At 60.1% G+C, this 21,860-nt stretch carries 16 protein-coding genes; 7 read left to right on the top strand and 9 right to left on the bottom strand.

Going from position 1 to position 21,860, the window contains the following annotated elements; all coding sequences use genetic code 11:
- Positions 1-59 precede the first annotated feature (59 nt).
- The 7 genes from BFL40_RS22800 (at position 60) to BFL40_RS22770 (ending at position 11,312) form a co-directional block, all read left to right on the top strand.
- Positions 60-1,226, top strand: coding sequence for an efflux RND transporter periplasmic adaptor subunit (locus BFL40_RS22800; protein ID WP_071486038.1), 1,167 nt, complete (start codon positions 60-62; stop codon positions 1,224-1,226).
- On the top strand, positions 1,223-4,318 hold the full coding sequence (locus BFL40_RS22795; protein WP_071486037.1) for a multidrug efflux RND transporter permease subunit: 3,096 nt from the start codon (positions 1,223-1,225) through the stop codon (positions 4,316-4,318). The genes BFL40_RS22800 and BFL40_RS22795 overlap by 4 nt, the downstream gene beginning before the upstream one ends.
- A 9-nt stretch (positions 4,319-4,327) precedes the next feature.
- On the top strand, positions 4,328-5,005 hold the full coding sequence (locus BFL40_RS22790) for a heavy metal response regulator transcription factor (protein WP_071486036.1): 678 nt from the start codon (positions 4,328-4,330) through the stop codon (positions 5,003-5,005).
- Positions 4,995-6,359 (top strand): heavy metal sensor histidine kinase, encoded by a 1,365-nt coding sequence (locus BFL40_RS22785; RefSeq protein WP_071486035.1) that lies wholly within the window; start codon positions 4,995-4,997, stop codon positions 6,357-6,359. The genes BFL40_RS22790 and BFL40_RS22785 overlap by 11 nt, the downstream gene beginning before the upstream one ends.
- Positions 6,360-6,804: 445 nt before the next feature.
- Positions 6,805-8,127: an OprD family porin gene (locus tag BFL40_RS22780; RefSeq protein WP_071486034.1), complete on the top strand. Its 1,323-nt coding sequence runs from the start codon at positions 6,805-6,807 to the stop codon at positions 8,125-8,127.
- An 85-nt stretch (positions 8,128-8,212) separates the two neighbouring features.
- Entirely contained in the window at positions 8,213-9,706 is a 1,494-nt protein-coding gene (locus BFL40_RS22775; RefSeq protein ID WP_071486033.1) for a sensor domain-containing diguanylate cyclase, read from the top strand.
- 103 nt (positions 9,707-9,809) lie between these two features.
- A complete protein-coding gene (locus BFL40_RS22770) occupies positions 9,810-11,312 on the top strand; it encodes a GGDEF domain-containing protein (RefSeq protein ID WP_071486032.1) in 1,503 nt (500 codons plus the stop codon).
- A 70-nt stretch (positions 11,313-11,382) separates the two neighbouring features.
- Here the strand turns inward: BFL40_RS22770 and lpxC are convergent, their stop codons facing one another.
- The 9 genes from lpxC to murD form a co-directional block, all read right to left on the bottom strand.
- Positions 11,383-12,294: a UDP-3-O-acyl-N-acetylglucosamine deacetylase gene (lpxC, locus tag BFL40_RS22765; protein WP_003171886.1), complete on the bottom strand. Its 912-nt coding sequence runs from the start codon at positions 12,292-12,294 to the stop codon at positions 11,383-11,385.
- A gap of 112 nt (positions 12,295-12,406) precedes the next feature.
- Positions 12,407-13,612, bottom strand: a complete 1,206-nt coding sequence (ftsZ, locus tag BFL40_RS22760) for a cell division protein FtsZ (RefSeq protein WP_071486031.1) — start codon at positions 13,610-13,612, stop codon at positions 12,407-12,409.
- A 74-nt stretch (positions 13,613-13,686) separates the two neighbouring features.
- Complete coding sequence (gene ftsA / locus BFL40_RS22755) at positions 13,687-14,952, bottom strand: cell division protein FtsA (protein WP_071486030.1); 1,266 nt, start codon at positions 14,950-14,952, stop codon at positions 13,687-13,689.
- Positions 14,953-14,967: 15 nt separating this feature from the next.
- Complete coding sequence (locus tag BFL40_RS22750; RefSeq protein ID WP_071486029.1) at positions 14,968-15,837, bottom strand: cell division protein FtsQ/DivIB; 870 nt, start codon at positions 15,835-15,837, stop codon at positions 14,968-14,970.
- Positions 15,838-15,841: 4 nt separating this feature from the next.
- Positions 15,842-16,798 (bottom strand): D-alanine--D-alanine ligase, encoded by a 957-nt coding sequence (locus tag BFL40_RS22745; RefSeq protein ID WP_071486028.1) that lies wholly within the window; start codon positions 16,796-16,798, stop codon positions 15,842-15,844.
- Entirely contained in the window at positions 16,795-18,240 is a 1,446-nt protein-coding gene (gene murC, locus BFL40_RS22740) for a UDP-N-acetylmuramate--L-alanine ligase (RefSeq protein WP_071486027.1), read from the bottom strand. Before murC ends, BFL40_RS22745 begins: the two co-directional genes overlap by 4 nt.
- Positions 18,233-19,303 carry an undecaprenyldiphospho-muramoylpentapeptide beta-N-acetylglucosaminyltransferase gene (gene murG / locus BFL40_RS22735; RefSeq protein ID WP_071486026.1) on the bottom strand — a complete coding sequence of 357 codons (1,071 nt, stop codon included), beginning with the start codon at positions 19,301-19,303 and terminating at the stop codon, positions 18,233-18,235. Before murG ends, murC begins: the two co-directional genes overlap by 8 nt.
- Positions 19,293-20,516, bottom strand: a complete 1,224-nt coding sequence (gene ftsW / locus BFL40_RS22730; protein WP_071486025.1) for a putative lipid II flippase FtsW — start codon at positions 20,514-20,516, stop codon at positions 19,293-19,295. Before ftsW ends, murG begins: the two co-directional genes overlap by 11 nt.
- Positions 20,513-21,859, bottom strand: coding sequence for a UDP-N-acetylmuramoyl-L-alanine--D-glutamate ligase (gene murD, locus BFL40_RS22725; RefSeq protein ID WP_071486024.1), 1,347 nt, complete (start codon positions 21,857-21,859; stop codon positions 20,513-20,515). The genes ftsW and murD overlap by 4 nt, the downstream gene beginning before the upstream one ends.
- Position 21,860: the final 1 nt, after the last annotated feature.

Raw genomic sequence — 21,860 nt, 5'->3', positions numbered from 1 at the left:
GGTTGGCGGGCTATAAAGAATCTTCATTCTCCCAATCCTTTGCCCCGGCGCCCCACCCCATGCACATTCAACGAAAAACCGCCCTGATTGTGGGTGCCCTCGTGGTCGTGGCGATTGCAGCCTGGGTCCTGACCCGGCCGGCCAAGACCAAATTGGCGGCGTCGAGCGCAATCCCGGTGCGGGTGGTGAGCGTTTCGCAACAGGATATTCCCCGGTTTGTCAGTGGAATCGGCTCGGTGCTGTCGTTGCACAGTGTGGTGATCCGCCCGCAAATTGACGGCATCCTCACCAAGCTGCTGGTCAAGGAAGGCCAACTGGTCAAAGCCGGTGACCTGCTGGCGAGCATCGATGACCGCTCGATTCGCGCCAGCCTCGACCAGGCCAAGGCGCAGTTGGGGGAAAGCCAGGCGCAGTTGCAAGTGGCGCTGGTCAACCTCAAGCGCTACAAGGAACTGAGCGTCGATGACGGCGTGTCGAAGCAGACCTACGACCAGCAACAAGCGTTGGTCAACCAGCTCAAAGCCACGGCGCAAGGCAATCAGGCCGCGATCGACTCGGCCCAGGTACAGCTTTCCTACACCCAGATTCGTTCGCCGGTCAGCGGTCGCGTCGGTATTCGCACCGTGGATGAAGGCAACTTCCTGCGCATGAGCGATACCCAAGGCCTGTTCTCGGTCACCCAAATCGACCCGATTGCCGTCGAGTTCTCCCTGCCGCAACAAATGCTGCCAACCTTGCAAGGCCTGATCGCGGCGCCCACCCAGGCTAGCGTCGACGCCTACCTGGGCGCCGACACCGACGGCCAGACCGGCGACTTACTCGGTGAAGGCCACTTGAGCCTGATCGACAACCAGATCAGTTCCACTACCGGCACCTTGCGCGCCAAGGCCGAATTCAATAACGCCTCGCAACGCCTGTGGCCAGGGCAACTGGTGACCATCAAGATCCAGACCGCCGTCGACAAAAATGCCTTGGTGGTGCCGCCGACCGTGGTGCAGCGTGGCTTGGACTCACATTTCGTGTACCGCGTCAACGGCGACAAAGTCGAAATAGTGCCGGTGCAGGTGGCCTATCAAGACAGCGATGTGAACATCATCAAGGGCGTGCAAGCCGGTGACGTGTTGGTCAGTGACGGCCAATCGCGACTCAAAGCGGGGGCTCAGGTGGAAGTGCTCAAGGAGCCACCACAAGTGATCCAGACCGTCGACGCCAAGGTGCAACCATGAGCGGCAGCCGCTCGCCGTCCGCCTGGTGCGTTGATCACCCGGTCGCCACCCTGCTGCTGACCTTCGCGCTGGTGCTACTGGGGTTGATTGCCTTCCCGCGCCTGGCTGTCGCCCCACTGCCGGAAGCGGAATTTCCGACAATCCAGGTCACCGCCACCCTGCCCGGTGCCAGCCCGGACACTATGGCTTCGTCGGTAGCAACGCCGCTGGAGGTGCAATTCAGTGCCATCCCCGGCATGACCCAAATGACCTCCAGCAGCGCCTTGGGCTCGAGCCTGCTGACCTTGCAATTCACCTTGAGCAAAAGCATCGACACCGCCGCTCAGGAAGTGCAGGCAGCGATTAACACCGCGTCCGGCAAGTTGCCCAGCGACATGCCGAGCCTGCCGACCTGGAAGAAGGTCAACCCGGCGGACAGCCCGGTGCTGATCCTCAGCGTCAGCTCCGACAGCATGCCCAGTACCGAGCTGAGCGACTACGTAGAAACCCTGCTGGCCCGGCAGATCAGCCAGATCGACGGTGTCGGCCAGATCAACATTACCGGCCAACAGCGCCCGGCGATTCGCGTACAGGCTTCACCCGACAAGCTTGCGGCCATCGGCCTGACCCTCGCCGACGTGCGCGTGGCTATCCAACAATCCAGTTTGAACCTGGCCAAAGGTGCGATTTACGGCGAAAACAGCGTGTCGACCCTGTCAACCAACGACCAGCTGTTTCACCCGGAGGAATACGGCCAGTTGATCGTTTCCTACAAGAACGGTGCACCGGTTCAACTGCGCGACATCGCCAAAGTCATCAACGGTTCGGAAAACGCCTACGTCCAGGCCTGGTCCGGGGATACCCCCGGGGTCAACCTGGTGATTTCACGTCAGCCCGGCGCGAACATCGTCGAGACCGTCGACCGTATTCAAGCCGAACTGCCGCGCCTGGTAGGCATGTTGCCAGCCTCGGTGCAGGTCAGCGTATTGACCGACCGCACCAAGACCATCCGCGCGTCCCTGCATGAAGTGGAAGTCACCCTGCTGATTGCCATCTTGCTGGTTGTAGCAGTAATGGCGCTGTTCCTGCGTCAGTTGTCGGCGACGATGATTGTGTCCAGCGTGCTCGGCGTGTCGCTGATCGCCAGCTTCGCGCTGATGTATGTGATGGGGTTCAGCCTGAACAACCTGACCCTGGTGGCGATCGTGATTGCCGTGGGCTTTGTGGTGGACGATGCCATCGTGGTGGTGGAAAACATTCACCGCCATCTGGAGGCCGGCCTCGACAAACGCGAAGCGGCGATCAAGGGTTCCGGCGAGATCGGTTTTACCGTGGTGTCCATCAGCTTCTCGCTGGTGGCGGCGTTTATTCCGCTGCTGTTCATGGGCGGTGTGGTCGGGCGTCTGTTCAAGGAATTTGCGCTGACCGCCACCTCGACCATTCTGATTTCGGTGGTGGTCTCGCTGACGTTGGCACCCACGTTGGCCGCGCTGTTCATGCGCGCGCCCACCCATCACGCCCACGATAAACCCGGCTTCAGCGAGCGCCTGCTCGCTGCCTATGCGCGCAACCTGCGCCGCGCGCTGGCCCATCAACGCACCATGGCGGCGATCTTTGTGGTGACCCTGGCCCTGGCCGTGGTCGGCTACATATTTATCCCCAAGGGTTTCTTCCCAGTACAAGACACCGGCTTTGTGCTTGGCACCAGCGAAGCGGCGGCCGACGTGTCGTACCCGGACATGGTCGCCAAGCACAAAGCCCTGGCTGAGATCGTCAAGGACGACCCGGCAGTGGAAGCATTTTCCCATTCGGTGGGCGTCACCGGCAGCAACCAGACGATCGCCAACGGGCGCTTCTGGATCGCCTTGAAGGACCGTGGTGACCGCGATGTGTCCGCCAGCCAGTTTATCGACCGCATCCGTCCGAAATTGGCGAAGGTGCCAGGGATCGTGCTGTACCTGCGCGCCGGCCAGGACATCAACTTGAGTTCCGGCCCCAGCCGCGCCCAATACCAATATGTGCTCAAGAGCAACGACGGCCCGACGCTGAATACCTGGACCCAACGCCTGACCGAAAAACTGCGTGCCAACCCGGCATTCCGCGACCTGTCCAACGACCTGCAACTGGGCGGCAGCATCACCCACATCAGCATCGACCGCCAGGCCGCCGCACGTTTCGGCCTGACCGCCACCGACGTCGACCAGGCGCTGTACGACGCGTTCGGCCAGCGCCAGATCAACGAGTTCCAGACCGAGATCAACCAGTACCAAGTGGTGCTGGAACTCGACAGCCAACAACGCGGCAAGGCCGAAAGCCTGAACTACTTTTACCTGCGTTCACCGCTCACTAACGAGATGGTGCCGTTATCAGCCGTAGCCAAGGTCGACCCGCCGACCGTGGGGCCGTTGTCCATCAGCCATGACGGCATGTTCCCCGCCGCCAACCTGTCGTTCAACCTGGCGCCCGGCGTGGCGTTGGGCGATGCGGTGATCATGCTCAACCAGGCCAAGAACGAAATCGGCATGCCCGCCACCATGATCGGCACGTTCCAGGGCGCGGCCCAAGCGTTCCAGAGTTCGCTGGCCAGCCAGCCCTGGCTGATCCTCGCGGCACTGGTGGCGGTCTACATCATCCTCGGTGTGCTGTATGAGAGTTTCGTCCATCCGCTGACGATCATCTCGACCTTGCCGTCGGCGGGGTTGGGCGCCTTGATCATGTTGTGGCTGCTGGGCCAGGACTTTTCGATCATGGCGTTGATCGGCCTGGTGCTGCTGATCGGTATCGTGAAGAAAAACGGCATCCTGATGATCGACTTCGCCCTGGACGCCCAACGCGTGCGTGGGCTACCGCCCGAGGAGGCGATTTATGAAGCCTGCGTCACACGGTTCCGGCCGATCATCATGACCACCCTCGCCGCCTTGCTCGGCGCAGTGCCGCTGATGCTGGGCTCGGGCCCGGGTGCGGAACTGCGCCAACCCCTCGGCATTGCCGTGGTCGGCGGGTTGCTGGTGAGCCAGGCGCTGACGCTGTTCACCACTCCGGTCATATACTTGTACCTTGAGAAGTTTTTCCACAGGCCCAAACCAGCGCTTGAGCTGGCGACCACACACTGAGGCGGGGTCATGCGCGTCCTGATTATTGAAGATGAAGAAAAAACCGCAGACTACCTGCACCGCGGTTTGACGGAGCAAGGCTACACCGTCGATGTGGCGCGCGAAGGCATCGAGGGTCTGCACCTGGCGTTGGAAAACGATTACGCGGTGATCGTGCTCGACGTGATGCTGCCCGGCCTCGACGGCTTTGGCGTATTGCGTGCGCTGCGTGCGCGCAAGCAGACGCCGGTGATCATGCTCACCGCCCGCGAACGCGTGGAAGATCGCATTCGCGGCCTGCGCGAAGGCGCTGATGATTACTTGGGCAAGCCGTTTTCCTTCCTGGAATTGGTGGCGCGCCTGCAAGCGCTGACCCGCCGTAGCGGCGGCCATGAACCGGTGCAGGTCACCGTCGCTGATCTGTGGATCGACCTGATCAGCCGCAAGGCCAGTCGCAACGGCCTGCGCCTGGACCTGACTGCCAAGGAGTTCTCGCTGCTCAGCGTGTTGGCGCGACGCCAAGGCGAGATCCTGTCCAAAACCGCGATTGCAGAAATGGTCTGGGACATCAATTTCGACAGCGACGCCAACGTAGTCGAAGTGGCGATCAAACGCCTGCGCGCCAAGCTCGATGGGCCATTCGAGCATAAGCTGTTGCACACCATTCGCGGCATGGGCTACGTGCTGGAGAACCGCAGTGTCGGCTAACTCCATTGCCTTGCGCCTGAGTGGCATGTTCACCCTGGTGGCGCTGTTGATCTTCGTGTTGATCGGCGGCGCGCTGTACCAGCAGGTGGACCGGGGCCTGGGGTTGTTGCCGGGCGCCGAGTTGGATGCGCGCTACAGCGTGCTGGAATCTTCGGTTAATCGCTTCGGCACACCGGACCATTGGGCAAAAATCACCGCCAAGCTCAAGCTGTTGAGTGAAGAAGACAAGCGCATCCGGTTCTGGGTAGTCAGCAGTGACCCTACTTACGAATACGGCGACCCCGATGCGCAGATTCGCGCCTTCGCCGAAGGGCCGACCGGCAAGCGTGACTTGCGCCTGCCGGGGCGTGAATACCCGTTCAAGGTGCTGGTGAGCCAGTTCCCAGCCAAAGAACAACGCCCGCCCATGCGCTTCATGATTGCCATCGACACCGAGAACTTTCGCGCGACCCAGCACCAACTGCTGATCGCCTTGATCAGCCTGGCATTTGTCGGCGTGGTGCTGGCGGCGCTGCTGGGGTTCTGGGTCTCACGCATCGGCCTCAAGCCGTTGGGCAAACTCTCGGATGAAGCGCAGAAACTCGCGCCGCCAAAACTCTCCGGGCGCTTGCACCTGTCGCCGTTGCCACCGGAACTGAGCCAGTTCGTCAATTCGTTCAACTCCACGCTTGATCGGGTGGAACAGGCCTATTCGCGTTTAGAATCGTTCAACGCCGATGTGGCTCACGAACTGCGTTCACCGCTGACTAACTTGATCGGCCAGACCCAAGTGGCACTGACGCGTGGGCGCTCGGCCGAGCATTATTTCGAGGTGCTGCAATCCAACCTTGAAGAGCTGGAACGCTTGCGTTCGATCATCAACGACATGTTGTTCCTCGCCAGCGCCGACCAAGGCAGTAAGGCTACCAAGCTGATCGAGAGCTCCCTGGCTGATGAAGTGGCGACCACCCTCGATTATTTGGACTTCATCCTCGAGGACGCCCAGGTCAAAGTTCGGGTACGTGGGGATGCCTTGGTGCATATCGAAAAAGCCCACCTGCGCCGCGCACTGATCAACCTGCTGAGCAATGCGGTGCAGCACACCGCGCCGGGGCAGGTCATCGATGTGAGCATTGAAGTGCAGAACCATCAGGTGGCGATTGGAGTGACCAACCCCGGCGATGAGATTGCCAGCGAGCATTTGCCACGGCTGTTTGAACGGTTTTATCGGGTGGATGCGTCGCGTAGCAACAGTGGGGCGAATCATGGGTTGGGGCTGGCGATCGTCAAGGCGATTGCGTTGATGCATGGGGGGGATGTGTTTGTGCGCAGTGATGGGGGTGGGAATACGTTTGGCATTACGTTGCCGGTGTGATGCCGCTTGGCGGTGTGCATATCCGTTATTTTTGTGATGGCGGATATCGGTTCCGCTTTTACAGCGGGTCACTTTTGAAAGGAGCCCAAAAGTAACCAAAAGGCTCTTGCCCCACCACTCGGCACCTCGCTGTGGCTCGGTGTGCCCGCTGAACCAGCTCCCACACAAGACCCCACCCACTCAAACTGTTGCGATTTGGGCAACAGTCATTATCTTGTTACACTCTATATCACACCGCCCACCTGCGTTACTTTGACGCACCGATGAGCGCGACGGCAAAGACAGCTACCCCGCTCACCCCAATTCCCCTCGACTTATTTCCAGGGCTCTACACTGGGAATCTGTCTTAAAGCCGCTGACTTCAGCGGCTTTTTTTTGCCATAAAAAAGGCCAGGCACACCCCACGACATTGGCCGTTTTCGATTGACCCAAAGGAGCTCCACCGGTGAAGAACTCGCTGACGTTCACCCCGTTATTCCTAGCGATTGCAGCAACGATCGCCCCTTTCGCCCACGCGGCAGACACCACTCCCACCGACGGTTTCATCGAAGGCTCAAGCCTCAAGATCAATACCCGCAACTACTACATGAACCGCGACCGGCGCGACATTCACACCGATGACAGCAAGGAATGGGGCCAGGGCTTTATCGGCACCTTCGAATCCGGCTACACCCAGGGTACGGTCGGTTTTGGCCTGGACGTCAATGCCATGCTCGGCCTCAAGCTTGACGGCGGTGGCGGCACCGACGGCTCCAGCATCCTGCCCGTGGGCTCCGGCAACGGCAAAGCTCCGGGATCGTTCTCCACCGCAGGCGGCACCTTGAAAATGCGCGCCTTCGACACTGAGCTGAAAGCTGGCGACCTGTTCCTCAATAACCCGGTGATCGCCGGCGGCATGACCCGTATGTTGCCGCAGACCTTTCGTGGCGTGAGCCTGACCAACCACAGCTTCGACGGTTGGATGATCGAAGGTGGCCAGGCCAGCTTCACCAAGCTCTACAACCAGAGCGGCCACCGGCGCATCGGCACCAGCTACGGTACGCTGCCGGACCACGCCGACAATCAGCACCTGAATTGGGCCGGCGTGTCATTCAGTGGTGTTCCGGGCCTGACCAGTAACCTGTACGCCTCCGAACTGAAAAATGTATGGCATCAGTACTACTACGACCTGGATTACACCTACGCGCTGAACGACTTGGTCAGTCTCAACCCAGGCCTGCACTACTACCACACCCAAGACACCGGGCAGTCGCTGCTGGGCAACATCAATAACAACACCTACAGCCTGCATTTCACCGTGGGAGTGGGTAACCACAGCGTCACCGCCGCCTACCAGCGGGTCAACGGCAACACACCGTTCGACTACATCACCCAGGGTGACAGCATCTACCTGGACAACTCCCAGCAATACTCGGACTTCAACGGCCCTAACGAGCGCTCGTGGAAACTCAAGTACGCCTATGATTTCGCTGGCCTCGGCCTGCCCGGTCTGACGTCCGCCGTCTCCTATATCAGCGGCAAGACCGACCTGACCAAGGTCGCCCCAAACAGCCGCGGCTACAGCACCTGGTACAGCGCCGATGGCAAGGACGCCAAGCATTGGGAACGGGATATCGACGTGAAGTACGTGGTGCAGGGCGGCAAGGCCAAGGATTTGGCTGTGCGTCTGCAATGGGCGACTAACCGGGGGAGCAATGGCTACTCGGCAGTGGATCGGGACGTGGATGAATACCGGGTGATCGTGGACTACCCGATTAACGTGTTCTAACGAGCTGATATTTCTTATTAACCAATGATTTAATTTTCATCGCGTAGATCTAAACTGCCAGCATCTTCCTGCTGAAGTCTGCGCGATGAGCCAACCCCGCACTCGTACCCTGCCTGCACGCCCAGAGCTTCTGCTGATTCTGGGCAGTGGCCTCACTGTCACGCTGATTGTAGTTATCGTCGCTGCGTTGTTGATCCGTGAACACGCCAGCACCCTGCAGGCGGCCAAGCGCGCAACCACCAACATCACCCAACTGATCAACGCCGATGTACTGCGCAACGTTGAACTCTACGATATGGCCTTACAGGGTTTGATTGTGGCCACCACCCGCAAAGACTTGACGCAGGTGTCCCCGGATATCCAACACCTGGTGCAGTTTGATCAATCCACCGCGGCGCCCTTCAAAGGCGAAGTGCTATTGCTGGACGCCAATGGCGCGGTGATTGCCGACTCCTCGACCCTGCGGCCTACGCCGCGCAACTTCGCCAACCGTGATTACTTCCAGGCCCATAAACAAAATAGTCAGGCGGGACTGTTTATCAGCCGCCCGTTCAAGATCCACTGCGACTGCGATCAAGTGTGGCGCCTTGCATTCAGTCGCCGAGTAGCGGGGCCCAACGGCGAGTTTGCCGGTGTGGCCGTGGCGACGATGCGCCTGGCGTATTTCGATCAGTTGTTCAACCGCCTCACCATCGGTAATGGCAGCACCGTCAACCTGCTGAACACCCAGGGCATTCTCCTGGCCCAGCAACCGTTGCTGGAAAGCGACATGATTAATAAGGACTTAAGCGATCGCCCCAATTTCAAGCGCATGCTTCGCGAGGGCGACGGCAGCTTCCAGGCTATCTCCGCCATCAGCGGCATGGAGCGTTTTTTTACGTTCACTAATGTGGGCGAGCTGCCGCTGATTGTAGTGGTGGCTATGTCCAGCGAGGATGTGTTCGCGCCCTGGAAACGCGCCGCGCTGCTAACCAGTGGCGCCACCGGCGTGCTCTGCATTGGCCTGTTATGGCTGACCTGGATGCTGCGCCGGGAACTGCGCCGCCGCCATCGCGCCGAACAGGTGCTGTCAGAACTCGCGGCCACCGATGCCCTGACCGGCCTGGCGAACCGCCGCACCCTGGACCAGCGCTTGCGCCTGGAATGGGACCGCGCGCAGCGCTCAAGCGAATCGCTGACGCTGCTGATGATCGACGTAGACCACTTCAAGGCTTTCAACGACCGCCATGGCCACCACGGCGGTGACGAGGCATTGCGCACTGTGGCCCAGGTGATCGACGACAACATCCGTCGCCCAGCCGACCTGGCTGCACGTTATGGCGGGGAAGAATTTGCGGTGGTGCTGCCGCATACCGACGCCAAGGGCGCCTGGGTAATTGCCGAGTCTATCCGCAGCAGCGTCGAGCACTTGCCCCGGGTAGCGGGCGCTGAACGACCGATTACCGTGAGTATTGGCATGAGTACGTGGGATAAACACAGCCACATATCACTGGAGGGGTTGTTGCTCACTGCAGATCAGGCGCTGTATGAGGCCAAGCACACTGGGCGAAATCGGATCATGGAGGCGGCCACGCCCTGACCTTGATCGCTCCCATGCTTGGGCGGGAACGATCAACAACCTGTCCCCGGCAAAGCCTGACAAGTACTACGCTATTGGCATCCTCGAAGCAGAAGTAAGTCCGATGAGCCCGAGCCTCTCCCGCCCAACACGTCGCCCGGAACGCTTGCTGATTCTGGGCAGCGTCCTCACGGTCCTGCTGATCGTGGCGATCGTGACTGGCCTGCTGATTCGTGAACATGCCAATACCCTGCGGACCGCCCAACGCACCGCGAACAACATCACCCAACTGATCGATGCCGATGTGCTGCGCAATGTCGAACTCTACGACACGACCCTCAAAGGCCTAATCTCCGCCACCGAGCGCAACGACTTGCAAGACGTCTCGGCCAGCATCCGTCATTTGGTGCTGTTCGACCGCTCTGCCGCCGCGCCGTACAAGGGCGATATCCTGCTGCTGGACGCCCATGGCGAGGTCGTCGCGGACTCTTCGCTGCTCACGCCCAAGGCCGGTAACTTTGCCGACCGTGACTACTTTCAGATTCATCGCACAAACCCTGACATCGGGCTGTATATCAGCCGACCGTTCATGGCGCGCTGCGAGTGTGACGACCAGTGGCGTATTGCATTCAGCCGCCGCATTTCTGCGCAGGACGGACGTTTCCAGGGGGTCGCGGTGGCTTCCATGCGCCTGTCGTACTTCCATCAGCTGTTCAGCAGCCTGAATATCGGCACCAACAGCACCATCAACCTGATCAACCACCAAGGCATCCTGCTGGCGCAGCAACCCATGTTGGAGCCTGATATGGTCGACAAAGACCTGAGCCTGCGGCCCAATGTAGCGCGCATGCTCAAGGAGCGAGACGGCAGTTTTCGTGGTGTCTCAAGCGTCGACCGCCAGGAGCGGCTCTATACGTTCTCCAGCGTCGGCAGCTTGCCGCTGATTGTGGCTGTGGCGCTGTCTACCGATGAAGTCTTCGCCCAATGGACGCGAGCCGCACTGCTGATCAGCCTTGCGGCGTGTGTACTGTGCAGTGGTCTACTTTGGCTGTCCTGGATGTTGAGCAAGGAACTGCGCCGCCGTCATCGCGCCGAACAGGTGCTGTCAGAACTGGCAGCCACCGATGCTCTTACAGGCCTGGCGAACCGTCGCACCCTGGACCAGCGCCTGCTCCTGGAATGGGAGCGCGCGCAGCGCTCGAGCGAGCCGCTGACGCTGCTGATGATTGATGTGGACCACTTCAAAGCGTTTAACGACCGCCATGGCCACCAAGGCGGTGACGAGGCATTGCGCACGGTTGCCCAAGTGATTGAAGACAACATCCGTCGCCCTGCTGATCTGGCAGCTCGGTACGGCGGGGAAGAATTTGCGGTAGTACTGCCGCATACAGATACCAAGGGCGCATGGGTAATTGCCGAGCAAATCCGCAGCAGCGTTGAGCACTTGCCATGGGTTACCGGTGCTGAGCGGCCGATTACCGTGAGCATCGGCATGAGTACTTGGGATAAACACAGTCGCACGTCTTTGGAAGTGCTACTGCTCAGCGCGGATCAGGCGCTGTATGAGGCCAAGCACACGGGGCGAAATCGCATAGTCGAGGCTAGCCCCTTACGTGACCACCCATAGTCGTTTTTACAGGCATAAAAAAAGGCCACCCGAAGGTAGCCTTTCAAAACTAAAGAAAGAGAGTTGTTACTTACACCGCCGCAACGGGACGCATGTAAGAGATCGGTGCAGTGCTGGCATCTTCGAAGGTCACGACTTCCCAAGCGTCTGTCTGCTCAATCAACTTGCGCAGCAGCTGGTTGTTAAGGGCGTGGCCCGACTTGAAGCCTTTGAACTCACCTATCAGGCTATTGCCCAGCAGGTAGAGGTCACCAATTGCATCGAGGATCTTGTGCTTCACGAATTCGTCTTCGTAGCGAAGGCCGTCTTCGTTCAGTACACCATCCGCGTCGACCACGATGGCATTTTCAACGCTACCGCCGAGTGCGAGGTTGTGCTTGCGCAGGTACTCGATGTCACTCATGAAACCAAAGGTACGGGCGCGGCTGACTTCTTTTACGAACGAAGTGCTGGAAAAATCCACGCTTGCACTTTGGGTGCGGTCACGGAATACCGGGTGATCGAAATCGATCTCAAAGCTCACTTTAAAGCCTTCGAACGGGACGAAGGTAGCGCGCTTGTCGCCATCTTCTACTGTCACTTCCCGCAGAATGCGAATGAACTTCTTGGCTGCGTCCTGTTCTTCCAGGCCGGCAGATTGAATCAAGAATACGAAGGGACCAGCGCTGCCATCCATGATGGGGACTTCGGACGCGGAGAGCTCGACGTAGGCGTTATCGATGCCCAGGCCAGCCATGGCCGAGAGCAAGTGCTCCACCGTGTCCACTTTGACGTCACCGTTGACCAATGTGGTCGACATAGTGGTTTCGCCAACGTTTTCCGCGCGAGCAGGAATCTGCACCACAGGGTCCAGGTCGGCACGAACAAACACGATGCCGGTGTCGACAGGTGCAGGTTTGAGGGTCAGGTATACCTTCTCCCCGGAGTGCAGACCTACACCTGTGGCACGGATAATATTCTTCAGGGTGCGTTGTTTAATCATGGCTTGGACCGCTTCAGCGCAAATTGCGAACTGGTATCAACAAAGGCTGGCGATAATAGCAGACCAGACCTTTGCTGAACACCAATCACCTTCATAGCCCTGATACATTCCATTAATCGGCCTGACGACGCAAGAATGCCGGGATGTCCAGATAGTCCAGATCATCTTGCGGATTCAGGCTACGGGACGCCGCAGCACCGGCCTGAGCCTGGTTGCGCATCACGGTCGGACGGTCCAGATCACGGTAGTTAACAGACGGCAGTTCCTGGCGCGCAGGCGCTGGAGCGGCAGCTTGCTGGCTGGCGTGACTGTTGTGGCCGGTGTGAACGGTATTGTCGATGACCTTCACAGGCTTCTCGATTTTTGCGCCCAGGCCGGTAGCAACCACGGTCACGTGCAGCTCGTCACGCATGTCCGGATCGATAACGGTACCGACTTTGACCATCGCGTGCTCGGAAGCGAAGGCTTCGATGATGCTACCCACGTCGGAGTACTCACCCAGGGACAGGTCAGGACCGGCGGTGATGTTCACCAGGATGCCGCGTGCACCTTGCAGGTTCACGTCTTCCAGCAACGGGTTGCGGATGGCCGCTTCAGTGGCTTCACGTGCACGGTTAGGACCGCTGGCGCAGCCAGTGCCCATCATCGCCATGCCCATTTCGCTCATCACGGTGCGTACGTCGGCAAAGTCGACGTTGATCATGCCTGGGCGCTTGATGATGTCGGAGATACCGCGAACGGCACCGGCCAGTACATCGTCAGCCTTGGCGAAAGCGGACAGCAGGCTTGCGTCCTTGCCCAGGATGGTCAGCAGCTTCTCGTTGGGAATGGTGATCAACGAGTCGACGCTTTCAGACAGCAGACGGATACCTTCGTCAGCGATCTGCATGCGCTTGCGACCTTCGAACGGGAACGGACGGGTTACAACAGCAACCGTCAGAATCCCCATTTCCTTGGCCACTTCGGCAATGATCGGGGCTGCACCGGTACCGGTACCGCCGCCCATGCCCGTGGTGATGAACACCATGTTGGTGCCTTGCAGCACTTCGGCAATACGCTCGCGGTCTTCCAGGGCGGCTTGACGGCCGACTTCCGGATTGGCGCCAGCGCCGAGGCCCTTGGTCACGGCTGTGCCCAATTGCAGGATGGTCCGCGCGCCGATGCTTTTCAGCGCCTGGGCATCAGTGTTGGCGCAGATGAATTCAACGCCTTCAATGTTGCTCTTGACCATGTGATTGACAGCGTTGCCGCCGCCACCGCCGACACCGATTACTTTGATAACCGGGCTTGCGGGGATGTTGTCTACGAGTTCGAACATGTTCCCTCTCCTTTCGTTTTCTCTAGTTTTTTCGCCTACTGCTTACTGCTGTGTTGCGGTGTCGCGGTAAATCTTTAGAAATTGCCTTTTACCCAAGCCTGCAAACGCTCGAACAACGGTGCTTTGGCTTCGTCGTCGTTATTGCGGTAGCTGTCACGGATGCTCGGGCCCGACAGGGAAATGCCGTCGGTCTGCTTTTGCAGCCCGTACAACAGCAAGCCCACACCGGTGGAATAAATCGGGTTGCGCACCACGTCGCCCAGGCCTTTGACGCCATGGGGCACGCCCAGGCGCACTGGCATGTGGAAGATTTCCTCGGCCAGTTCGACCGCGCCTTCCATCTTCGAGGTGCCACCGGTCAGCACGATGCCGGCCGGGATCAAATCTTCGTAGCCACTGCGGCGCAGTTCAGCCTGGATCAGGGTGAACAGTTCGTCGTAGCGCGGCTCAACCACTTCGGCCAGCGCCTGACGCGACAGCTCACGCGGTGGACGATCGCCCACGCTTGGCACCTTGATGGTTTCACCGGCACCGGCCAGCTTGGCCAGGGCGCAGGCGTAGCGGATCTTGATTTCTTCGGCGTACTGGGTCGGTGTACGCAACGCCATGGCAATGTCGTTGGTCACTTGGTCACCCGCAATCGGGATCACGGCGGTGTGACGGATCGCACCTTCGGTGAAGATTGCGATGTCAGTGGTGCCGCCGCCGATATCCACCAGGCACACGCCCAGTTCTTTTTCGTCGTCGGTCAGTACCGAGTAAGCCGAAGCCAACTGTTCAAGAATGATGTCGTCGATTTCCAGACCACAGCGGCGCACACATTTTTCAATGTTCTGTGCGGCATTGACGGCGCAAGTCACAACGTGAACCTTGGCTTCCAGACGAACGCCCGACATGCCCAGGGGCTCGCGAACGCCTTCCTGGTTGTCGATCACGTAGTCCTGCGGCAGGGTGTGCAGCACGCGCTGGTCAGCCGGAATCGCAACGGCCTGGGCCGCATCGAGTACGCGCTCAAGGTCAGCCGCGCTGACTTCGCGGTCGCGAATTGCCACAATGCCGTGGGAGTTCAGGCTGCGGATATGGTTGCCGGCAACGCCGACGAACGCCGAGTGAATCCGGCAACCAGCCATCAGCTGTGCTTCTTCAATGGCGCGCTGGATCGATTGCACGGTGGACTCGATATTCACCACCACGCCCTTCTTCAGGCCCCGGGACGGATGCGTGCCAATACCGACGATTTCAATAACACCGTCTTCACCGACCTCACCGACCAGCGCCACCACTTTGGAGGTGCCGATATCGAGACCGACGATCATTTTGCCGCTTTGCACGTTTGCCATGGGTCCTGCCTCTTCTTAATTCTTCGCGACAGCGGGTTTGGCTGTCGTCGGCGCAACTGGTTCACGCCAGCCGACGGCCAGGCCGTTGGCGTAACGCAGGTCGACGCTCGCAATGTTCGTAATCTGTTCTTTCAAGGTCTTGTCATAGATGGAAATAAAGCGGCGCATCTTTTCCACCAAGTTGCCGCGTCCCAGCAACAACTCGATACCCGGGCCGGAACTGCCTGCACCCGTGGTCAAAAACCAGCTGCCTCGCTCACGCAACTCCAATCGTGCAATCGAGAAACCCAACGGCCGCAACATCTGGCTCAAGGCCTGGTATTGCTGCATCACCTGCTGTTGCGCCCGCTGCGGCCCGAACAACTGCGGCAGATGTTCGTAGTTGGCCAGCTCACGCGGGGTGAACGCCTGGCCCTGGTTGTTCAACAGCGCGCCATCGCCCCAACGGGCCACAGGCAGTTGTTCTTCCAGACGAATCGTCACCTGGTCCGGCCATACGCGGCGGACTTCGGCGTGGGCGATCCACGGCATCTGCTCCAGCTCCGAACGCATGCCAGCCAGGTCGATGGTGAAGAAGCTCGCCGCCAGGTAAGGGCCGATGCGCTGCTGCACTGCTTGCTGACTGATGTAGCTCAAGTCGCCCTGCACGCTGATCTTGGTGATCGGACGATCGGCATACGGCAACAGGCGCTGTGCGCCCTCGTAGGTGCCGAAGCCCAGTACCACCAGCAACACCGGCCAGAACAGCGCCTTGAGGAAACCAAAGTTGGCTTTCGGCAAGCGCACCGACATCGGCTCTTTAGCCACCATCCGACTGGCACCCCGCGGCACCGGCTTGCGACCGGGTACTTGGGGTTGCTGATGACGAAGCGATGCGCCGTTCATGTTCTTAGCCTCTTGGCTCAATGCTTGCCGCGAGGATCGCCAGCACCAACTGCTGGAAATCCAAACCGGCGGCACGAGCAGCCATAGGTACCAAGCTGTGGTCGGTCATGCCGGGGGCGGTGTTGACTTCAAGGAACCAGAAATTCCCTTGGTCATCCTGCATCACGTCTGCCCGCGCCCAACCGGCGATACCCAGCGCCTCACAGGCTTTCGCCGTGAGGTCCATCAATTCCTGTTCCTTGGTTGCGTCAAGGCCGCACGGGATCCGGTACTGAGTATCGGAAGCCAGGTACTTGGCGTCGTAGTCGTAAAAAGTGTGGGGCGTGCCCAATGCGATAGGCGGCAATACCTGACCACGCAGGGTGGCGATGGTGTACTCGGGACCCTGGATCCACTGTTCCACCAACACTTGCGAATCGTAGGTACTTGCCGCTTTCCATGCGTCGATCAATTCGGCGGCCGAGTTCACTTTAGCCATGCCGATACTGGAGCCTTCATGGGCTGGTTTGACGATCAAAGGCAGGCCCAGTTCCTTGGCCGCAGAAATACAATCGTCTTCGCTGCACAGAACGCTGTGACGCGGGGTTGGAATACCCAGGCTGTGCCACACCTGCTTGGTGCGCAGCTTGTCCATCGCCAGCGCCGACGCGAGGATGCCGCTGCCGGTGTAAGGAATGCCGGCGCACTCCAGCAAGCCTTGCATGCTGCCGTCTTCACCGCCACGGCCGTGCAGGATGATGAAGGCACGATCGATTTTCTCGGCCTGCAGGCGGGCGAGGAAATCATCGCCCACGTCGATACCGAACGCGTTCACACCCGCGCTTTGCAGCGCTTCAAGCACGGCATTGCCGGACTTGAGCGACACTTCGCGCTCAGCGCTCTTGCCGCCGAACAGCACCGCCACGCGGCCGAAGTCGGCAGGCGTGATGGTGGAAAACAGGGCGTCGTAGTGAGTGGTCATTTCGACTTCCCCTGCGCAGCGGCAAATAGCGGGCTCGCCAACAATTTAGGGGCAAGGCCGCCGATATCACCGGCACCTTGGCACAGCAGGATGTCACCAGCACGCAGCAACGGCTTGACGATGGGTGCCAGGTCCACACCACGCTCGATGTAGATCGGGTCCAACTGACCACGCTGACGGATGCTGTTGCACAGCTTGCGGCTGTCTGCACCCGGAATAGGCTCTTCACCCGCCGGGTAAACTTCCATCAGCAGCAACACGTTGGCATCGGCCAATACATTGACGAAATCGTCGTACAGGTCACGAGTACGGCTGTAGCGGTGCGGCTGGTAAACCATTACCAGGCGGCGCTCCGGCCAGCCACCGCGTACGGCTTTGATGACTGCAGCGACTTCGGTCGGATGGTGACCGTAATCGTCCACCAGCATCACGTCACCGCCGTCTACCGGCAGTTGGCCGTAGACCTGGAAGCGGCGGCCCACACCGGCAAAGCGCGACAGGCCTTCAACGATGGCTTCATCGCTGACGCCCTCATCGGAAGCAATGCAGATGGTCGCCAAGGAGTTGAGCACGTTGTGGTTGCCCGGCATGTTCACCGAAACGTCCAACGGCTCGCGGTCAGGACGCAGCACGGTGAAGAAGGTTTGCATGCCTTCCTGGCGCACATTGATCGCACGCACGTCAGCATCTTCGCTGAAGCCGTAGGTCACGGTCGGACGCTTGACCAGCGGCAGGATTTCACGCACCACAGGGTCGTCCAGGCACACCACCGCCAAACCGTAGAACGGCAGGTTGTGCAGGAACTCGACGAAGGTTTTCTTCAACTTGTTGAAGTCACCGTCGTAGGTCGCCATGTGGTCTTCGTCGATGTTGGTAACCACAGCCACCAGCGGTTGCAGGTGCAGGAAGCTGGCATCACTTTCATCGGCTTCGGCGATCAGGTAGCGGCTGGTGCCGAGTTGGGCATTGGTGCCCGCGGCATTCAGACGACCACCGATTACGAACGTAGGGTCCAGGCCACCGGCAGCAAACACCGAGGCGATCAGGCTAGTGGTAGTCGTTTTGCCATGGGTACCGGCGACGGCGATGCCGTGGCGATAGCGCATCAGCTCGGCCAGCATCTCGGCGCGTGGTACCACAGGGATGCGACGCTCAAGGGCGGTGGCCACTTCCGGGTTGGACGTGTTCACGGCGCTGGACACCACCAGTACGTCAGCCTCAGCAGCGTTCTCGGCGCGGTGGCCGATAAAGATCTGCGCGCCAAACGTTTTCAGGCGATCGGTAACCGGCGACTCTTTCAAGTCCGAGCCGGACACTTGGTAGCCCAGGTTCAGCAACACTTCGGCAATGCCACACATGCCCACGCCACCGATGCCAACGAAGTGGATGCGACGGATGCGGCGCATTTCCGGTTGAGGCATGGCTTTCTGATTTTCAACCATGGGCCACCTCCAGGCAGATATCGACCACGGTGCGGGTTGCGTCAGGTTTGGCCAGGCGGCTTGCGGTGCTCGCCATGCTGTTGAGTCGTTCCGGTTGCATCAAAACCTCGGTCAGGCGAGCGGCCAAATCGGCCGCGCCAGTCGTTCTTTGCGGCAGCAGGAAGGCAGCGCCCTCCCCGGCCAAATATTCGGCGTTGCGGGTCTGGTGATCGTCGATGGCGTGGGGCAAAGGCACCAGCAAGGACGGCAGACCGGCGGCGGCCAGTTCACTGACGGTCAACGCACCAGCGCGACAGACCACCAGGTCGGCCCAGCCATAGGCGTGGGCCATGTCTTTGATGAAGGGCTGCACATTCGCTTCCACACCCGCTTCGCGATAACGCGTGGCGGTGACTTCATCGTGATTTTTGCCGGCCTGGTGGAAGATCTCCGGACGCAGCTCCACGGGGAGTTGCGCCACCGCTTCCGGCAGCAATTTGTTCAAAGGCTCAGCGCCCAGGCTTCCGCCCAGGATCAGCAGATGCGCCTTGCGCCCGACCAGTGCCTGGCGAGCAATGTCCATGAACAGTTCGGTACGCACCGGGTTACCGGTGGTGCGCAATTTGTCCGAGGCGCCAAAGGTCTTCGGGAACGCTTCACATACCCGTGCGGCCAACGGCACCAGCAGGCGGTTTGCGGTACCGGCGACGGCGTTCTGTTCGTGCACGATCACCGGCACGCCCGCGAGCTTCGCGGCAACACCGCCAGGACCGGTTACATAACCGCCAAAGCCCAGTACACACACAGGCTTCAATTCGCGAATCACTTTGCGTGCTTGCCACACTGCCTTGAGCAACACGAACGGTGCCTTGAGCAGGGACAACTTGCCCTTGCCACGCAGTCCGGTGACGTTGATCAAATGCAGTGGTAAACCGGCATTCGGCACCAAGTCATTTTCGATGCCACGCGGCGTACCCAGCCAGTGCACGGTGTAGCCACGGTTCTGGAATTCACGCGCGCAAGCCAGGGCCGGGAACACATGGCCCCCAGTGCCGCCTGCCATGATCAGCACGTTAGCGCCCATGGTTCGGCTCCTCGGCGAAGTCGCTTTCGCTGAACTCCATCTCTTCGCTGCCCAAGTGGGTTCGACTCTCCCACTCGATGCGCAGCAACAAGCCGAGACACGCGCAGCAAATCACCAACGAACTGCCGCCATAACTGAGGAACGGCAAGGTCAGGCCCTTGGTCGGCAGCAGGCCGACGTTCACACCGATATTGATCAGGAACTGGCCGATCCACAGGAACGACAAGCCGTACGCCACATAGGCGGCGAAATACTGTTTGGCCTTCTCGGCCCACAAGCCGATGTACATGCCGCGTACACACACGAACACGAACAGTGCGACGGTGCACAACGAACCGACCACGCCCAGCTCTTCGGCAAGTACCGAGAACACGAAGTCGGTGTGTGCTTCCGGCAGGTAGAACTGCTTCTGCACGCTGTTGCCCAAGCCCACGCCCAGCCACTCGCCGCGACCGAAAGCGATCAATGCCTGGGTCAACTGGTAGCCGGAACCGAACTGGTCGGACCAGGGGTCGGTAAAGGTAATCAGACGCGCCATCCGGTAGGGTTGCGCCTGCACCAGCACCGTCACCGCAGCGACCGCCAGCACCACCATCAAGGTGAAGCGGAACAGACCGACGCCCCCAAGGAATAGCATCGCCGCTGCCGCGCCCATCATCACGACGGTGGCACCGAAGTCGGGCTCCATCAACAACAGGCCGGCCATGGGCAGCAGCACGATGAAGGGCTTGAAAAAGCCCATCCAGCTTTCGCGTACTTCTTTCTGACGGCGCACCAGGTAGCCGGCGAGGTAGATCACCACGAACACTTTGGCGATTTCCGACGGCTGCACGTTGAACGCGCCGAAGCCGATCCAGCGCATCGAACCGTTTACCTCGCGACCGATGCCGGGGAGGATCACCATGATCAGCAAGCCAAATGCACCGATCAGCATCAGCCAACCCAGGCGCTGCCAGGTGGCGATGGGGATCATCATGGTCACGATGCACGCGCCGAGACCGATCACCAGGTACACCAGGTGACGAATCATCATGTACAGCGTGTTGCCCGACTGCACGGCCGCCACTTCGGAGGATGCTGACGTGATCATCACCAAGCCCAGGCCCAGCAGCGCAAGGCAACCGGCGAGCATTGGGAAGTCGAGGTCGATACCGCGCCCGGTAATAATCGGCGAGGGGTACGGCTTGATGATGTTTCTGAAATTAATGCTCATGCCAAGGCCTCCACGCCGCGGGCGAACAGCTGGCCGCGCTCTTCGTAGTTCTTGAACATGTCGAAACTGGCGCACGCCGGCGACAGCAGCACGGCATCACCTGGCTGGGCCAGGGCTTTGCACTGGGCAATGGCGTCGTCCAGGGAGGTGGCGCGTACTTGCGGCACACCGTCACCAAGGGCGGCGGCGATCAAGTCAGAATCGCGGCCCATCAGCACCACGGCGCGGCAATGTGCGGCTGCGGGTCCTTTAAGGTCCTTGAAGTCGGCGCCTTTGCCATCACCACCGGCGATCAGCACCAGCTTGCCTTCGATATCGGCACCGAGGCCTTCGATGGCAGCTAATGCAGCACCGACGTTGGTGGCCTTGGAATCGTTGTAATAGCTGACGCCGTTGAGGTCGCGCACCCACTGGCAGCGGTGCTCAAGACCGGCGAAGGTGCGCAGGCTCGAAAGCATGGCATCGAACGGCAAGCCGACGGCGTGCCCCAGTGCCAGCGCCGCCAGGGCGTTGGACTGGTTATGCGCGCCACGGATTTTCAGTTCGCGCACCGGCATCAGGTTCTGGAATTCGAACGCCAGGAATTTCTCGCCGTTCTCTTCGCGAATACCGAAGGCCTTGAAATCGGGTTTGCTGAGACCGAAGGTCCAGCACGGCAGGCCCTCGCCCATCAGCGGACGGCTCAAGGCATCCTGGCGATTGACCACGACTTGCTTGGCGCCACGGAAGATCCGGTGCTTGGCCAAGTGATATGCCGGCAGGCCGCTGTAGCGGTCCATATGGTCTTCGCTGACGTTCAACACAGTGGCCACTTCAGCCCCCAGGTCATGAGTGGTTTCCAGCTGGAAGCTCGACAGTTCCATCACGTACAGCTCGACGTCATCGCTGAGCAAATCCAGCGCCGGGGTGCCAAGGTTGCCGCCCACCGCCACGCGCTTGCCGGCCGCAGCCGCCATCTCACCGACCAGAGTGGTCACGGTGCTTTTCGCGTTGGAACCGCTAATGGCCACGATCGGCGCCTTCGCGTTGCGCGCGAACAGGTCGATATCGCCGGACAGTTTCACGCCACGCGCCGCTGCCGCTTGCAGGGCCGGTGTCGCCAAGGCCAGGCCTGGGCTCACGTAAAGCTCATCGGCGCGGCACAGAAACTCGACATCCAGCTCGCCACAACGCACTTCCACGTGCGGGTAGTCACGGCGCAGCGTGACCAGCTCCGGTGGATTTTCCCGCGTATCGGCCACGGCAAACGACGTGCCCCGGTTCGCCAGGAAGCGAACCAGGGACATGCCGCTCTTGCCGAGGCCGACAACGATGCGGAAGTGGTCTGAAGCGATCAGGGACACT

Source organism: Pseudomonas costantinii (genome assembly GCF_001870435.1).
Lineage (GTDB): Bacteria > Pseudomonadota > Gammaproteobacteria > Pseudomonadales > Pseudomonadaceae > Aquipseudomonas > Aquipseudomonas costantinii.
The sequence above is the reverse complement of the archived record's forward strand: the minus strand, read 5'-3'. Positions and strand labels throughout refer to the sequence as shown.

Coding starts and splice junctions, on each gene's coding strand:
- BFL40_RS22800 (WP_071486038.1), top strand. CDS start 60: ATGCACATTCAACGAAAAACCGCCCTGATTGTGGGTGCCCTCGTGGTC.
- BFL40_RS22795 (WP_071486037.1), top strand. CDS start 1,223: ATGAGCGGCAGCCGCTCGCCGTCCGCCTGGTGCGTTGATCACCCGGTC.
- BFL40_RS22790 (WP_071486036.1), top strand. CDS start 4,328: ATGCGCGTCCTGATTATTGAAGATGAAGAAAAAACCGCAGACTACCTG.
- BFL40_RS22775 (WP_071486033.1), top strand. CDS start 8,213: ATGAGCCAACCCCGCACTCGTACCCTGCCTGCACGCCCAGAGCTTCTG.
- BFL40_RS22770 (WP_071486032.1), top strand. CDS start 9,810: ATGAGCCCGAGCCTCTCCCGCCCAACACGTCGCCCGGAACGCTTGCTG.
- lpxC (WP_003171886.1), bottom strand. CDS start 12,294: ATGATTAAACAACGCACCCTGAAGAATATTATCCGTGCCACAGGTGTA.
- ftsZ (WP_071486031.1), bottom strand. CDS start 13,612: ATGTTCGAACTCGTAGACAACATCCCCGCAAGCCCGGTTATCAAAGTA.
- ftsA (WP_071486030.1), bottom strand. CDS start 14,952: ATGGCAAACGTGCAAAGCGGCAAAATGATCGTCGGTCTCGATATCGGC.
- BFL40_RS22750 (WP_071486029.1), bottom strand. CDS start 15,837: ATGAACGGCGCATCGCTTCGTCATCAGCAACCCCAAGTACCCGGTCGC.
- BFL40_RS22745 (WP_071486028.1), bottom strand. CDS start 16,798: ATGACCACTCACTACGACGCCCTGTTTTCCACCATCACGCCTGCCGAC.
- murC (WP_071486027.1), bottom strand. CDS start 18,240: ATGGTTGAAAATCAGAAAGCCATGCCTCAACCGGAAATGCGCCGCATC.
- murG (WP_071486026.1), bottom strand. CDS start 19,303: ATGGGCGCTAACGTGCTGATCATGGCAGGCGGCACTGGGGGCCATGTG.
- ftsW (WP_071486025.1), bottom strand. CDS start 20,516: ATGAGCATTAATTTCAGAAACATCATCAAGCCGTACCCCTCGCCGATT.